Raw genomic sequence first — 13,531 nt, forward strand, 5'->3', positions numbered from 1 at the left:
AATACGTGCGCATCGTTATAGAGGCGCGCTCTGCCCTGCAGGGGTGTAGCTCAGTTGGTAGAGCATCGGTCTCCAAAACCGAGGGCCACGGGTTCGAATCCTGTCACCCCTGCCATTTTGTCTTACGTTTGCGCATCCGCGCAAACGTCCTCGGCGCTAATCCCTCCATTCGGCTGACGCCTTCATTCCGGGGCACCTGCGGGCGCGCGTTCGCGCTTGCCCTCGGCTACCGCCGAGCGTGCTCCGCCACATGGCAACTAACAAGCTGCTTGCATCTGGCGCATTGAGTGCCTGACTCGCGGCGAGGCTTGGGCCGCAGCGTAGCGGCGTTCGTTTAGCGAGGACGCGAGAGGGAACCAATATCATGACAAGTGCATTACACTCTTCACGACGGGCGATGAAGGGAAACGGACATGGCCAGAATCTTCCGCAGCAGCCGGCCCGATAGCTGGAGCTCGCCGCGCTTTCACAAGGACCCGACCATGCGCACCATGTCGCATGGCAAGATCCTGCCGATGGAAGAACCAGGATTTTTCCAAAGAATTTTCGGACGCGTCTGACAACGTATCGGCGCTGATGAAAAAGGGGCCGGAGGGCTAGAAACCCTCCGGCCCCTGTTTGTTTGGGCCCGTATGCCGGAACGACCTAGCCGTGGCCGCCCGGCACCCCGTCGGAAGTGGCGGCAGCAGCCCGCGCCTTGTCGCGCTCGCTCAGCTCATGGTCCGGCCCGGCATCGCGCTGGCCCTTCGCCAGCTTGAACACCACGCCCGACAGCAGCACCAATGCAATCAGGTTGGGCAGCGCCATGGCGGCGTTGGAAATGTCGCCCAGGCGCCATACCAGGTCCAGCGGCTGCGAGGCGCCGATGAAGATCACCACGCACCACAGCACGCGCCAGATGATGTGCAGCACCTTCTCGCCTTCCAGCGTGGAGCCGGGAATGCGGTCGTAGATGAAGGTGATCGCGCGCTCGCCATAATAGCTCCACGTCAGCAGCGTGGTGAACACGAACAGGATCAGCGCCACGCTGGCCACCAGCGTTCCGATCGGCACGCTGGCGACCGAAACGGGGAAGGCTGCAGCAAAGGCGCCCGATGTCATAGCAAAGCCCTGCAGGTCCGACTGCCAGGCATGGATAACCTGTTCGCCGCCGCCGCTGAAGTCGCCTTCCACGGTGATGATGACCAGTGCCGTCATGGTGCAGATGATGATCGTGTCGATAAACGTCCCCAGCATCGCCATGCGGCCCTGCTGTTCGGGATCGTCCGTCTGCGCCACGGCGTGGGCGATAGGGGTGGAACCCTGTCCCGCCTCGTTCGAGAACAGGCCGCGCGCCGCGCCGAACTGGATGGCAATGATCATCGTTGCTCCCAGGAACCCGCCGGTCGCCGCCTGCGTGCTGAAAGCACCCTGTAAGATGCGGGCAAAGGTTTCGGGGATGTCCTGGATATCGAGGATGATCGCGATGGCGGCCATCACGATATACACCGCCGCCATGAAGGGGATGACCTTCTCCGCGACCGAGCCGATCGACTTGATCCCGCCGATGATGACGATGAAGACGAGGAATGCGACGATCAGGCCCCCGATCCATTCTTCGATGCCGAACAATTCGTTCAGCCCGTCCGCCACCGCATTGGCTTGGATCGAATTGCCAGTAACCAGCGCACTGAACAGGGCGCCGATACAGAAGACGATGGCAAGCCAGGTCCATTTCCGGCCAAGCCCCATCATGATGTAGGTCATCGGGCCGCCGCGCTTGGTGCCGTCTGCCGTCGTTTCACGGTAGCGGATGGCGAGCGAACCCTCGGCAAAGGCGAGAGCCATGCCGAAAATGGCCGTGACCCACATCCAGAAAACGGCGCCCGGTCCGCCCAGCGTGATGGCCGTTGCCACACCGGCAAGGTTGCCCGTGCCCACCTGTCCGGAAAGCGCCGTGGAAAGCGCAGCGAAGGGCGAAATCTCGCCCGCGCCTGCGCTTTTCCGGCCCTTGAAAAGGCCCGCAAACGCGCTGCCAAGCTGGCTGAGCGGATAGAATTTGAGGCCGATCATCAGATAAAGGCCGATGCCGAACAGCACCAGCACCATCGGCGGCAGCGGGATGACCGGTTCGCCATTCCAGGTGCCGCCCCAGATGAAGTTCGACACATTCGTGACCGGTTCGATCAATCGTTCGCCCAAAGAGAGCTGCGTTTCGGCTGCCATTGTTTTTTGTAATCCCCGTGCGTCCCAAGCAAGAAAGCGTGCACGCTATAGAGGCCCGCGCCTGCTGCAAAGCCCCAATGTTGCATTTGCAACCTTTTCGATCGGCCGGTGCGGAAATTCCAAGCCTTGCCAAGCGCAAGCCATCGACCTAAATACCCCTGCATCTTCCGACATCGGAAACCTGCCAGCCCCTCCCGGACATATCGACCGGGGCGGCGAGGAGCCCTACCCGGAAGAGATGACAGATTCTGGTTGGAACAGGTAACGCCATCATGGCCGACAACACCCCCAAGGACGCAAAAGCGCCCGCCAAGACCCGCACTTCGCCCGGCGAATTCATCCGCCAGGTGCGGTCCGAAACCGCGAAGGTCGTATGGCCCACGCGCGAGGAAACCGTGCGCACGGCGATCTTCGTGTTCATCATGGTGGTGATCCTGTCGCTGTTCTTCCTCGGTGTCGATTCGCTGTTCGGCGCGGTCGTCACCTGGCTGCTGGGCCTGATCTAGCCCGCACGACACACAACAGGTTCAGGTAGAAAAGAGAGTTTCATGGCTGCCCGCTGGTATATCATCCACGCCTATTCCGGTTTCGAGAACAAGGTGCGCGACGCGATCCTTTCCGAAGCGGAGCGTCTCGGCCTGTCCGAAGGCGTGGAAGAGGTGGAAGTGCCCACCGAAACCGTCACCGAGATCAAGCGCGGCAAGAAGGTGCAGGTGGAACGCAAGTTCATGCCCGGCTACGTACTCGCCAAGCTGAACATGACGGACGATGTGTATCACCTCGTCAAGAACACGCCCAAGGTGACCGGATTCCTTGGCAACAACAACAAGCCGCAGGCGATCAGCGAGAAAGAGGCCGCGCGCTATTTCGGCGGCGTGGAAGAAGCCAAGTCCGCCCCCAAGAAAGACATCAGCGTCGATTACGAAATCGGCGACCAGGTCAAGGTGCTGGAAGGCCCGTTCGCCAGCTTCAACGGCGAAGTCGAAGAGCTCGATTTCGACAAGGCGAAGGTCAAGGTCAGCGTGTCCATCTTCGGCCGCGCAACGCCGGTGGAACTGGATTTCGACCAGGTCGAACTGGTCAAGTAAGCCAACGCAACAGGCGGACTATTCGCCCGCCCGTTGTTCCCGCTCTGCCGCGAGCCGGGCCGCGCGTGCCGCGAGAGCTGAGTCCATGGCCTCGCGGTTCCACCAATTTCCTGCGACCATGGTGCCAATAGGCGTGCGCAGCACAGCCAGATCGTCATGTGGATCGCCGGTCAGCAGCACCAGATCCGCCCGGGCACCTTCGGCGACGACGCCCATGCGGCCCTCCAGACCCATGAAGCGGGCGGCATCCACGGTCGCGATGCGCAGGATTTCGGCATTGCTGAAACCTGCCTGCGCAAAGCCGCGCAGTTCATCGTGGATGGCATAGCCGGGCGTAACGAACGGGTTCGGCCCGTCGCTGCCGATCAGCACGCCTGCGCCTGCCTCATATAATGCGCGGGTAAAGGCGCCTTTCTCGCGCAGCTGCGCCTCGTAAAATGGCGCATTGGCGGCATACTGGCCTGCCGATGCCGCCCAGTAATCGGCCCAGGCGGGCAGGTAGATCGCCTCCGGCCGGCTGAAATAGGCATCGGGATCTGCAGAGTAGATACGGCCGTAGGTGATGGCGAAAGTGGGCACGTTCCAGGTGCCGCTCTCCAGCGTGGCGGCCACCAGTTCATTGAAACGGGAGCGGTCGGCATTGGCCCACATTTGCGGCCATGGGCGGTCTGCTTCGGAGGTGAAACCTTCGCGCATCAGGGCGCGGGCATAGCCATCGAGATGCTCGATACTGTCGACGCCCAGCGCCAGCACATCGCGCACATCCATGCTGCGCGGCACATGGGTATAGACGCGCATGCCTTGCCGTTCGGCCTCCGCTGCGGCGGCGGCGTAGGTGTTTGCCGGCAAGCCTTCATAGAGCTTTACCGCATCGTAGCCGGACCGGCCCTGCGCGCGCACAGCGCCGACCGCCTCGTCGGTGCTCTGGACGCGAATGAAGAAATCGCGGCTGCTCGGCTCACCCCAATCGATAATCGGCCCGCTGGTGGCCACGCGCGGCGCGATCAGCGCGCCGCTGCGCGCGGCCTGGTCGCGGCGATGGGTCTGTACGCTGCCCGTAAGGTTGCGCACGAAGGTCGTGCTGTTTGCAAGGTAGAGCACGCCCATGTCATCGGCGTAGTAATGCACGTGCATGTCGGCGAGGCCGGGCATCAGCACGCCGCCGCCGCCATCGATCCGTTCTCCATCGAAACCGGCGGGAAGCGGGCCGTCGCCCACGCTTTCGATCACCCCGCGCGAAACGATGACATGGCCGCTCTCGATCATGCCGCTATCGGTCATCGTGAGGATATCGACATTCTCGAAACCCGAACGCCGATCCGCGGGCTGGGCGATCGCCACGCCCGGCACAATCATCAGCAAGGCAAATAGTATCAATCGCATCGCATATGTCTCCATTTCGCTATGGAGAGCGCTCTAGGCCGAGGCATAGCCGAACCGCCCGATTTCCCGTGAACGGACAGATACCGCCTGCGAACCGACATCGGCCCAAGCGCTCAGGCGGCGCTTTCCCGAAGGGCGCGCGATCCGGCGCGGCTGGTCGTGATGCTGCTGCCATCGACCAGATGCAGCACGGTACGCCCGTTCCCCGCAGGCTCGCTGCGGCTGATCGCACCAAGGCGCACGATGTGTGAGCGATGCGCGCGGATGAAGGCGCTTTCCGGCAAGCGCGCCTCGAATTGGGCTAGCGATGTCGTGGACAGCACAATGCGGCCCTGGAGGTGCACTTCGCAATAATCGCCCGCTCCCGATATGCGGATGATGTCGACAATATCGACCGCCTCATGCTCATTGCCGGTTTTCAGCAAAATGGTCTGAGCGGCGGGGGCAGCCGCTTCCACGCTTGTCATTTCCACGAGAGCTGCCCGCTGCGCCAGCGTGATCGCAAGGCTGGCCAACGCGACGACGGCGTAGAGCGAAACGCCCTGAAACAGTTGCCACACCAGCGCGATGGGCACGAAAGGGCGCACCTCGAAACCGCTTTGCACCCAATCGGATGGCAGACCCCTCAGTACAATGATGGCGAGATACCATGTAAACGCAAATGCCAGGGCCAGCGGAATCTGCAGTGTCGTCGCGATTGCCAACCTGCGCGGCCAGACTTGCGTTTGCAAAAGGGCATGGAAGCCGAACACAAGCGGCACCACCGGCAGCACGTTGTAGGTCGCGCGCCAGAGATTGGCGGAAAAACCGTCCGGCCGGGTCAGCAGGAAGACGGCGAGATAGACGGCGAACAGAGTGGCAATCCCTGCCCAGGCCCAGATGAAAGGCGAGGGCATGGCGCGCATTTCGCCCTTGCTGTCCTTGATCGGTGTCAGATCCATCTCGCATCCGGTCTCCCGCCGCAATGATGGCTTAGCATAGCGGACATGGCAAGGCGCGCGCAGAAGCGAAGCGCCTGACCATGCTGGTGGAGCTTACCGCTTCTTTGCAGCCTTCTTGGCGGCCGCCTTCTTCGCTGCGGGCTTGCTGCCTCCGCGCAGGGCTTCGAGTTCGGCGTCGACCGTGCTGGCGCGGCGCATTTCCTCGATTTCGCGGTCCGCGCTGGCATTGCCGCGACAGGCAGTGCTGTCCTCGGTGGCGAATTCGGTGCGCTTTTCCAGCGTGGAGATGCGATCGAGCGCGCGGTCGGCCTTGCTTGCCCCGCTACCGCCTGCGCCGCTGCCCGTATCGTTTGCGGCGGAGTCTGCCCGAGCCTGCGCGCGGGCCTGCTCTCGCGTGTCCTCGCGTTTGGCTTCCAGTTCTTTCACCGCGCTGTCGATCTCTTTCAGGTCGGCCTTGGCGGCGGCGATATCCTCTTTCATCTTGGCCATCGCCTCGCGGCAGTCCTCACGGGCCAGCAGGGCCTGGCGGGCAAGGTCTTCGCGGTCATGGTCCATCGCGGTCTTGGCCTTGTCGGTCCAGTCCGCTTCGCGCAGCTCGTTCTGGGCGAGCGAGGCTTCGAGCCGCTCCTGCTGGCGCCGGGTGCGGGTGCGCTCCCCTTCCAGCGCGATGATCGCTTCTTCGATCTCGCGCTGCAACTGCCGCAGCATCTTGGCCGGATTGCTTGCCGCCTCGATGGCGCTGGTGACGTTGCTGGAGATGAGCTCCTTTACCTGAATGGCTACACGCAGCATCGAAATGTCCCCCTGATTGAATTCTCGGTTCGCCGCAGGCTAGCCGATTTCCCTAACGAAATCATAAATATCGTGTGGCACCATGGATCAGCCGCCCAGCCAGCCGGCATTCTCGGTATAGACCAGCGTCATGGCGAGCGTGTCATATGTCGCGTGGGCGATGAAGACCGCCCACAGATTGCCTTTCTGCATGATACGGATCACGCCGAACAGCAGGCCGATCAGTCCGGTCAGCAATACGCCGCCGAGGCCCTGGTAGATGTGCGGCAGGCCGAACAGGACGGCCTGGATGATCAGGATGAGCGTCCAACGCCCGCGCAGGCCCGCCACGCGGCTCAGCCGGTCCATCAGGAAGCCGCGCCACAGCAATTCCTCGCCGAGACCTGCGGCGAAGATCGCGACGCCGGATACCCAGATGGCGAACATCAGCGGGCTCTCGGTCACGGCGTTGAGGATCAGGCTGGCATCGGGCGGCGGGAAGCCGAGCGCTTCCAATGCAATGCTGCCGAGGCTGAAAAGCAGGATCGTGCCAATCAGGCCCGCGCCGGCCCATAGCAGCGTGGTGCGCCAGCTTTCGGGAGCGGAGAAATCCCACACAGCGCGCACGCGCCCTTCGCGCGCCAGCCATGCCCAGGCGACCAGTAGGCCGCCGATCGCGCTGGCGATAACCGACATCGCCAGCCAGAAGGACGGAATGGCTTCCGGCCCTGCTGTAAGATCGATGCCCATCGCGCCCATCGGGATGAAAGCCAATACACTGGCAAGCAGGTAAGCGGCCATGACGGTCACCACCTGTAGGAGCATCATGGGCCAGCCCATGGGTGCCGGGCGCGAATCTATGCCGCCCACGGGCTCATCCCGGAAAACGTCTGCCTGGTTGTCCATGTTGTCTACCCCTCAATGCGTCCCGTCGGGGCAGGGTTCTGGGACAGGCCGGGAGCGGTGGCAAGGGCCTCGCCGGAGCTTTCCTACAGATCGCGGTTCGGGCACAGCGCGTGCATGCCTTTCGCCGTCCTTCCTGTCATGCCAAAGCGCGGTTTTCCGCCGGTTTGCGTCTGTCGCAGGTTTTGCGCCCGGACAGTGCTCCAGGTGCTCCAGGTTAGCCGGTCGGTCAGCCGGGCAGGTGGTGGCGAATCGCTTGCAAAACGGCGAAAATCGGCTATGTGCGCCGCTTCCCAGCCAAACAGCTTGGAAGTCCGTGCGGGAGCCGATGTGATGATCGGCGCCAGACCGCTTAACATGATCCTGTGTCTTCGGGCGCGGGAGACAGTGAGAAAAGGAGGCCATCATGGCCAAGAAGATCGAGGGTTACATCAACCTTCAGGTGCCTGCCGGCATCGCCAACCCGTCGCCCCCCATCGGCCCTGCACTGGGCCAGCGCGGCGTGAACATCATGGAATTCTGCAAGGCTTTCAACGCCGCGACGGACAGCCTCGAAAAGGGCGCCCCGATCCCGACGAAAATCACCGTCTATGCCGACCGTTCCTTCACCTTCGAAACCAAGACGCCGCCTGCCAGCTACATGCTGAAGAAGGCCGCTAAGCTGAAGTCGGGCTCGAAGGAGCCGGGCAAGGTCGTGGCTGGCTCGATCAAGAAGAGCGCCGTGAAGGAAATCGCCGAGGCCAAGATGAAGGACCTTAACGCGAACGACATCGATCAGGCCATGAAGATCATCGAAGGCTCCGCCCGTTCGATGGGCCTCGAAGTGGTGGAGGGCTGACATCATGGCAAAGCAGACCAAGAAGCAGCAGACCGTCGCCAAGCTCGATTCCGAGAAGCTCTACACCGTGGACGAAGCCATCGCCACGCTGCGCGAGCACAAGGCCAAGTTCGACGAGACCGTCGAAGTCGCCATGAACCTGGGCGTCGATCCGCGCCACGCAGACCAGATGGTGCGCGGCATGGTGTCGCTGCCGGGCGGCACGGGCAAGGACGTGAAGGTCGCTGTGTTCGCACGCGGTGACAATGCCGAGAAGGCTACCGCCGCCGGTGCCGACAAGGTGGGCGCCGAAGACCTGATGGAAGACATGCAGAACGGCAATCTCGATTATGACCGCGTGATCGCCACGCCGGACATGATGGGCGTCGTCGGTCGCCTCGGCAAGGTGCTGGGCCCCAAGGGTCTGATGCCGAACCCGAAGCTGGGCACCGTCACGCCGAACGTGGAACAGGCCGTGAAGGACGCCAAAGGCGGCCAGGTCGAGTTCCGTGTCGAGAAGCAGGGCATCATCCACTCCGGCATCGGAAAGCTGTCGTTCGATGATGCGAAACTGAAAGAGAACTTCGAAGCCATGACCCAGGCCATCGTGAAAGCGAAGCCATCGGGCGCGAAGGGCAAATACGTCAAGAAGGTGAGCCTCACCTCGACCATGGGCCCTGGCCTGAAGATCGACCTCGCCGAGATCGAGGGCGCGTAATCATCGCGCTTTCCTACTCGCAGGCGAGTGAGAATGAGGGGGGCCGGTAGCGACACGCTGCCGGCCCTTTTTCTATGTGAGCACGGTATCTGGAAAGAGTCCTCAACTGGCGCGTTGATAGGGCAAAGGAGCTTTTGCCGTGAATGCCAAGACACTCATCATCGTCGGCGCGATTGCCGTGCTGGTCGCCACCTTTTTCATCGATGCACGCCTGACGCCGGTCGTCGGCGCGGCGGCGCTGTTCGTGGGCCTTATCTACGGATGGTGGAGTAACCGGAACGACCGAGAGAGCTATCGCAAAGCCGAGGAAGCGACCCATCGCCAGAAGGAAACGCATTCCGGCCCGCGCGACGAGACGTAGATTTCTGTCGAGCGGTGCGACCGGGCGCTAGATCCCGCCGGGGGTGAAGTCGAAGCCTTCCTCGCCCAGCGCTTCGCACAGCGTATCGACGGCGCTGGCCAGCACATCTTTGCTGGTGGAGCGGATTACGAAGTTGGCCCCGATGCGTCCTTCGCGGAAGAAGGGATAGCTGCCGATCTGGCAATCCTCATGCGCCGCTTCGACTTCGCGCAAAATGTCGGCGATCTCGCTTTCGGGCGACCAGCAGCCGACTGTTTCGCTCAACAGTGGCGCACCGCCTTCCAGCGTGCCGGTAAGCGCGTCGAGCATCTGCGCGGTGATATGCGGCACGCCCGCCATCAGGTGAATGCTGCCATGACGAATGCCCGGCGCGCCTGACATGCGATTGGGGATCAGTTCCGCGCCTTCGGGCACCCGCGCCATGCGCAGCCGCGCCTCGGTCAGGCCGCCGGGTTTGTCCGCGTAATAGGCCTCAAGCATGGCACGCGCTTCGGGATGGATCACAACCTCGACGCCCAGCGCATTGGCAACGGCATCGACGGTGATGTCATCATGCGTCGGGCCGATGCCGCCGGTGGTGAAGACGTAGTCATAGGCATCGCGCAGCGCGAGGACGGCGTTGGCAATCGCGTCCATGTCGTCAGACACCACGCGTACTTCCGTCAGACGGATGCCCTGCACTTGCAGCCAGCTGGCGACTTGCGCAATGTTCTTGTCCGCCGTGCGGCCCGAAAGGATCTCGTCGCCGATCACCAGCATCCCGGCCGTCCAGACCTTGTCGCTATCGCTCATCCGGCAGGGCTCATTCGGCAGCGATGGCCGTGTGGTCGGTATTGTCGTGGACCTTCGCCGGCGCCGCGCTGTCGTCCACGTGCAGCAGCCGCAGGACGCCATCGCGCACGGGGCGCTGGCGGAAATCTTTTATGTCCGCGAGATAGTCATGCATCAGCGTCCATGGCCGTTCCTTGCCAACCTTCGGCATGAGATGGCGAGCCCGTTGGAGATAGCCGGAGGAATAGTCCCACGGCTCGACCGTTTCCGGCTCGTCCTCGGGCGCAAGCGGCGCCACGGCCACATTCGCTCCGGCCGCCTTCATGTCGTTCAGCACCTCGCAGGCATAGCGCGCATTGGTATCGGCGCGCAGCGTCCAGCTGGCATTGAGATAGCCGAACACGAAGCTGAGGTTCGGCAGGTTGGAGAACATCGTGCCGCGGTAGAAATAGTGGTCGGTGAAATCGACCGGCTCGCCATCCATCGAGACATCGACCTTGCCCGCGAGCGCCAGCTTCAGCCCGGTCGCCGTCACCACGATATCGGCAGGCAGGTGCTCGCCCGATGTCAGCTTCACGCCATCGGCATCGAAGCCCTCGATATGGTCGGTGACGATATGCGCCTTGCCCGCCCGCATCGCCTTGTAGAAATCGCCATCGGGCACGAGGCACAGGCGCTGCTCCCACGGATTGTAAGGCGGCTCGAAATGCTTGGGGTCGTACAGCTCGCCCAGCGATCCGCGCGCCATGCCGCGCAGCTTGTCCGCCAGCTTCTCCGGCGCGCGGCGTGACAGGCCGAAAATGTAGGCGCGGAAGAGGATGTTCTTGCGGCGGGTGAGCCAATAGGCGACCTTCTCGGGAAACCAGCGGCGGAAGCGATGGTCCCAGATGTCCTGCCGCGGACCCTTGCCCATCCATGTCGGCGTGCGCTGCAACATGGTGACGCTTTCGGCCTTTTCCGCCATGCTGGGCACCAGCGTGATCGCCGTCGCGCCGGAGCCGATGACCACCACCTTCTTGCCCTCGTAATCGAGATCCTCAGGCCAGAATTGCGGATGGATCACCTGCCCGCCGAACTTGTCCAAGTCGGGCAGGTTCGCATCATGCGGATTGTCGTAATCGTAATAGCCACTGCCGAGATACAGCCAGCGCGCGGTAAGGGTCTCGGTCGCGCCGTCTGGCAGACGGCTGGTGATCGTCCAGCGGGCGGTGGCACTGTCCCAGTCCGCGCTCTGCACCGTGCGGCTGAAGCGCATGTGTTCGCGAATGCCGCGCTCATCCACCACGCGGTTGAGATATTCGAGGATGGCCGGACCATCGGCGATGGCATCGTCGTGCTTCCAGGGTTCGAAAATGAACCCCAGCGTGTGCATGTCGCTGTCGGAACGGACGCCGGGATAGCGGAACAAGTCCCACGTGCCGCCCAGCTGGTCGCGCCGGTCGAGGATCGTGAAGCTGCGATCCGGGCACATCATTTTCATGTGACCTGCCATGGAGATGCCGGAAAGGCCGGCACCGATTATCAGGACATCTGTATCTGGCTGGGTCATGCTTATGGCTCTTATCGTCGAAATCAGTTCGGGCGCGCACCCGATCCTGTCAGCATAGCACGCTCTTCGCGGTCCATGCCATGATTGCTTACATTAGTGTCGATACCGTAGGCGGCGCGCGCGGCTTTCACCGTGTTCGACAGCAGGCAGGCGATGGTCATGGGGCCGACACCGCCGGGCACGGGTGTGACGGCGGCGGCGTGCTGCACTTCGTCGAAAGCGACATCGCCGACCAGCCGGTCCTTGCCGTTCTCACCGGCGACGCGGGTGATGCCGACATCGATGATGATCGCGCCGTCCTTCACCCAGTGGCCTTTGACGAGACGCGGCGCCCCTGCGGCGGCGACGATGATATCCGCCTGCCGGCAAATCTCGGCCAGACCTTCGGTGTAGATATGCGTGACGGTGACGGTCGCCTCCGCATCCAGCAGCAGGTTCGCCACAGGCTTGCCGACGATGTTGGACTTGCCGATGACAACCACATCCTTGCCGGTGAAATCGTCCACCACCGTCGCCAGCAGCTTCATCACGCCCAGCGGAGTGCAGGGCACGATGCCGCCCGTGCCGGTGGACAGGCGTCCGACATTGACGGGATGGAAGCCGTCCACATCCTTTTCCGGAACGATTGCGCCCAGCACCTTGCCGGTGTCGATATGCTCGGGAAGCGGCACCTGGCACAATATGCCGTGCACTTCCGGGTCTGCATTGAGGCGCGCGATGAGCGTCAGCAGCGCGTCCTGCGTGGTACTGGCAGGCAGGGTATGCTTGGAGGAGCGGATGCCGACGCGCTCGCACGCGGCGATCTTGCGCCGGACGTAAATCTCGCTTGCGGGATCGTCTCCAACAAGGATCACTGTCAGGCCGGGCGCGGCATGTCCCGCGGCGACCAGATCGTCCACCGCCGCCTTCGTTTCTTCGTCCAGTTGCCGCGCAATCGCGCGCCCATCGATCAAATCGGCCATGCCGTTTGCTGCTCCCGCTTGCTGGGCTTTGCACATAAGCGCCGGCGCTGCCGATTGCACCCCTCTATCAGCGAGTCGGTTCGGCGCTTGGGGCTTGCGCTGCATGCAGGCACTGCGGCATGGAGACGCCATGGTGTCGCGCTTTCTCATCCTTTTCGCTGCCCTGCTGCTGCCCGCACAGGCTCTTGCACAAGCTTCTGAGGCGGAGGAGCTGGAGGGAAGCTGGGCGCTTCGCATCGACGATGCGACGATCTTCGTTTTCACGCTGGACCGGCTGGATGACGGGCGCTGGCAAGGCCAGTGGATGCGGCCCGAGCGCATCAACAGCAATGGCTGGATATTCCGCGAGATGGAGGGCGCCCAGCTGGTGCGCGCGGTGCGCACGGCGGAACGTGACGGGGTGGTGCAATTGGTCTTCACCGGCCCGCTTGGCGATGGGCGCAACGATGTGCTGCGCTTCCGCCAGACGGGCACGAACCAGGCAGAGCTGACTTATGTCGGCGTGCCGACCGATCCCTATCCCTTGATCCGCGTGCCCGGTTCGCAGCAACTGGGTCCATTCGACGAAATTCGCATTTACGACCGTGACAATGCGGTGACGGAAGCCGACTACACCCCCGACGCCGAGAGCGCGCCTGATGACGCCGCTGACGTCGCCGACGACGCGCGGTCTTCGGAACAGATGGAGGCAGAGGCGGACAGTGTGGATGAAGAGGCACAGGCGGACAGTGTGGATGAACAAGCCGCGCCGCCAGAGCTTGCACAAGACGAGACGCTGATCGGCGAAGACTTCCTTGAGGATCTCGACAATGCTCCCCTCTCGGAAAGCGATGCGCCATCGACAGAGGCAGAGATTGCCCGCGCCTGCACCGATATCGACCGTGATAATCCGCCGGACGCCGACGGGCTTTCCGCGCTTTGGGGCGATGATTACGAGTCCATCGGCACCGGTCTCGACATCCGCGAGTATCGCATGGACAATGGCGATATCGCCCGCATCACGCTGCTTGATGATCGCATTTATGTGAACAGTTGCGGCGAGGAGTGACGGCCTCGCGGCTT

At 62.8% G+C, this 13,531-nt stretch carries 16 protein-coding genes and 1 tRNA gene; 8 read left to right on the forward strand and 9 right to left on the reverse strand.

Annotated elements, in window-relative coordinates:
* The first annotated feature begins 39 nt into the window (after positions 1-39).
* Together BMF35_RS04985 and BMF35_RS13740 are read left to right on the forward strand one after the other, a co-directional pair.
* Positions 40-115: transfer RNA gene (locus BMF35_RS04985), tRNA-Trp, on the forward strand.
* A gap of 298 nt (positions 116-413) precedes the next feature.
* A complete protein-coding gene (locus tag BMF35_RS13740; RefSeq protein ID WP_169819279.1) occupies positions 414-560 on the forward strand; it encodes a hypothetical protein in 147 nt (48 codons plus the stop codon).
* A gap of 85 nt (positions 561-645) precedes the next feature.
* Here BMF35_RS13740 and BMF35_RS04990 read toward each other — a convergent pair whose 3' ends face one another.
* Entirely contained in the window at positions 646-2,205 is a 1,560-nt protein-coding gene (locus BMF35_RS04990; RefSeq protein ID WP_047007159.1) for an alanine/glycine:cation symporter family protein, read from the reverse strand.
* A gap of 272 nt (positions 2,206-2,477) precedes the next feature.
* Between BMF35_RS04990 and secE the strand changes: the two genes are divergently transcribed.
* Both secE and nusG read left to right on the forward strand, forming a co-directional pair.
* Positions 2,478-2,711: a preprotein translocase subunit SecE gene (secE, locus tag BMF35_RS04995; protein ID WP_047007160.1), complete on the forward strand. Its 234-nt coding sequence runs from the start codon at positions 2,478-2,480 to the stop codon at positions 2,709-2,711.
* A 42-nt stretch (positions 2,712-2,753) separates the two neighbouring features.
* Positions 2,754-3,293: a transcription termination/antitermination protein NusG gene (gene nusG / locus BMF35_RS05000; protein ID WP_047007161.1), complete on the forward strand. Its 540-nt coding sequence runs from the start codon at positions 2,754-2,756 to the stop codon at positions 3,291-3,293.
* 18 nt (positions 3,294-3,311) lie between these two features.
* On the opposite strand, the gene BMF35_RS05005 is transcribed toward nusG, so the two are convergent.
* The 5 genes from BMF35_RS05005 to BMF35_RS05025 form a co-directional block, all read right to left on the reverse strand.
* Positions 3,312-4,676 carry an amidohydrolase family protein gene (locus tag BMF35_RS05005; protein ID WP_162199229.1) on the reverse strand — a complete coding sequence of 455 codons (1,365 nt, stop codon included), beginning with the start codon at positions 4,674-4,676 and terminating at the stop codon, positions 3,312-3,314.
* A 113-nt stretch (positions 4,677-4,789) separates the two neighbouring features.
* A complete protein-coding gene (locus BMF35_RS05010) occupies positions 4,790-5,617 on the reverse strand; it encodes a LytR/AlgR family response regulator transcription factor (RefSeq protein ID WP_047007163.1) in 828 nt (275 codons plus the stop codon).
* A 93-nt stretch (positions 5,618-5,710) separates the two neighbouring features.
* The gene (locus tag BMF35_RS05015; RefSeq protein ID WP_047007164.1) at positions 5,711-6,409 is read right to left on the reverse strand and encodes a PspA/IM30 family protein; all 699 of its coding nucleotides are present in this window, start codon (positions 6,407-6,409) and stop codon (positions 5,711-5,713) included.
* An 87-nt stretch (positions 6,410-6,496) separates the two neighbouring features.
* The gene (locus BMF35_RS05020) at positions 6,497-7,216 is read right to left on the reverse strand and encodes a CPBP family intramembrane glutamic endopeptidase (protein WP_162199231.1); all 720 of its coding nucleotides are present in this window, start codon (positions 7,214-7,216) and stop codon (positions 6,497-6,499) included.
* Positions 7,217-7,377: 161 nt separating this feature from the next.
* Positions 7,378-7,650, reverse strand: a complete 273-nt coding sequence (locus BMF35_RS05025; protein ID WP_047007165.1) for a hypothetical protein — start codon at positions 7,648-7,650, stop codon at positions 7,378-7,380.
* A gap of 47 nt (positions 7,651-7,697) precedes the next feature.
* On the opposite strand from BMF35_RS05025, the gene rplK reads away from it, so the two are divergent.
* From rplK to BMF35_RS05040, 3 genes are all read left to right on the forward strand, one after another.
* Entirely contained in the window at positions 7,698-8,129 is a 432-nt protein-coding gene (gene rplK / locus BMF35_RS05030) for a 50S ribosomal protein L11 (protein WP_047007166.1), read from the forward strand.
* Between the two features lie 4 nt (positions 8,130-8,133).
* Positions 8,134-8,826: a 50S ribosomal protein L1 gene (gene rplA, locus BMF35_RS05035; RefSeq protein ID WP_047007167.1), complete on the forward strand. Its 693-nt coding sequence runs from the start codon at positions 8,134-8,136 to the stop codon at positions 8,824-8,826.
* A gap of 139 nt (positions 8,827-8,965) precedes the next feature.
* Positions 8,966-9,187, forward strand: coding sequence for a hypothetical protein (locus BMF35_RS05040; RefSeq protein ID WP_047007168.1), 222 nt, complete (start codon positions 8,966-8,968; stop codon positions 9,185-9,187).
* Between the two features lie 27 nt (positions 9,188-9,214).
* On the opposite strand, the gene BMF35_RS05045 is transcribed toward BMF35_RS05040, so the two are convergent.
* From BMF35_RS05045 to folD, 3 genes are read right to left on the reverse strand one after another with little or no spacing between them, the layout of a single operon-like run.
* The gene (locus BMF35_RS05045) at positions 9,215-9,979 is read right to left on the reverse strand and encodes a competence/damage-inducible protein A (protein WP_047007169.1); all 765 of its coding nucleotides are present in this window, start codon (positions 9,977-9,979) and stop codon (positions 9,215-9,217) included.
* A gap of 10 nt (positions 9,980-9,989) precedes the next feature.
* Positions 9,990-11,507: a flavin-containing monooxygenase gene (locus tag BMF35_RS05050; RefSeq protein ID WP_047007170.1), complete on the reverse strand. Its 1,518-nt coding sequence runs from the start codon at positions 11,505-11,507 to the stop codon at positions 9,990-9,992.
* Positions 11,508-11,530: 23 nt separating this feature from the next.
* Entirely contained in the window at positions 11,531-12,469 is a 939-nt protein-coding gene (folD, locus tag BMF35_RS05055) for a bifunctional methylenetetrahydrofolate dehydrogenase/methenyltetrahydrofolate cyclohydrolase FolD (protein ID WP_156172144.1), read from the reverse strand.
* Positions 12,470-12,599: 130 nt separating this feature from the next.
* Between folD and BMF35_RS05060 the strand changes: the two genes are divergently transcribed.
* Positions 12,600-13,517 (forward strand): hypothetical protein, encoded by a 918-nt coding sequence (locus BMF35_RS05060; protein WP_047007171.1) that lies wholly within the window; start codon positions 12,600-12,602, stop codon positions 13,515-13,517.
* Positions 13,518-13,531: the final 14 nt, after the last annotated feature.

It is taken from the genome of Aurantiacibacter gangjinensis (assembly GCF_001886695.1).
Taxonomy (GTDB): Bacteria; Pseudomonadota; Alphaproteobacteria; order Sphingomonadales; family Sphingomonadaceae; genus Alteraurantiacibacter; species Alteraurantiacibacter gangjinensis.

Excerpts from the sequence above, each read along its gene's own strand:
- nusG (WP_047007161.1), top strand. The coding sequence starts at position 2,754 with ATGGCTGCCCGCTGGTATATCATCCACGCCTATTCCGGTTTCGAGAAC.
- BMF35_RS05015 (WP_047007164.1), bottom strand. The coding sequence starts at position 6,409 with ATGCTGCGTGTAGCCATTCAGGTAAAGGAGCTCATCTCCAGCAACGTC.
- rplK (WP_047007166.1), top strand. The coding sequence starts at position 7,698 with ATGGCCAAGAAGATCGAGGGTTACATCAACCTTCAGGTGCCTGCCGGC.
- folD (WP_156172144.1), bottom strand. The coding sequence starts at position 12,469 with ATGGCCGATTTGATCGATGGGCGCGCGATTGCGCGGCAACTGGACGAA.
- BMF35_RS05025 (WP_047007165.1), bottom strand. The coding sequence starts at position 7,650 with ATGTTAAGCGGTCTGGCGCCGATCATCACATCGGCTCCCGCACGGACT.
- rplA (WP_047007167.1), top strand. The coding sequence starts at position 8,134 with ATGGCAAAGCAGACCAAGAAGCAGCAGACCGTCGCCAAGCTCGATTCC.
- BMF35_RS04990 (WP_047007159.1), bottom strand. The coding sequence starts at position 2,205 with ATGGCAGCCGAAACGCAGCTCTCTTTGGGCGAACGATTGATCGAACCG.
- BMF35_RS13740 (WP_169819279.1), top strand. The coding sequence starts at position 414 with ATGGCCAGAATCTTCCGCAGCAGCCGGCCCGATAGCTGGAGCTCGCCG.
- BMF35_RS05005 (WP_162199229.1), bottom strand. The coding sequence starts at position 4,676 with ATGCGATTGATACTATTTGCCTTGCTGATGATTGTGCCGGGCGTGGCG.
- BMF35_RS05050 (WP_047007170.1), bottom strand. The coding sequence starts at position 11,507 with ATGACCCAGCCAGATACAGATGTCCTGATAATCGGTGCCGGCCTTTCC.
- BMF35_RS05010 (WP_047007163.1), bottom strand. The coding sequence starts at position 5,617 with ATGGATCTGACACCGATCAAGGACAGCAAGGGCGAAATGCGCGCCATG.
- BMF35_RS05045 (WP_047007169.1), bottom strand. The coding sequence starts at position 9,979 with ATGAGCGATAGCGACAAGGTCTGGACGGCCGGGATGCTGGTGATCGGC.
- BMF35_RS05060 (WP_047007171.1), top strand. The coding sequence starts at position 12,600 with ATGGTGTCGCGCTTTCTCATCCTTTTCGCTGCCCTGCTGCTGCCCGCA.
- BMF35_RS05020 (WP_162199231.1), bottom strand. The coding sequence starts at position 7,216 with ATGATGCTCCTACAGGTGGTGACCGTCATGGCCGCTTACCTGCTTGCC.
- secE (WP_047007160.1), top strand. The coding sequence starts at position 2,478 with ATGGCCGACAACACCCCCAAGGACGCAAAAGCGCCCGCCAAGACCCGC.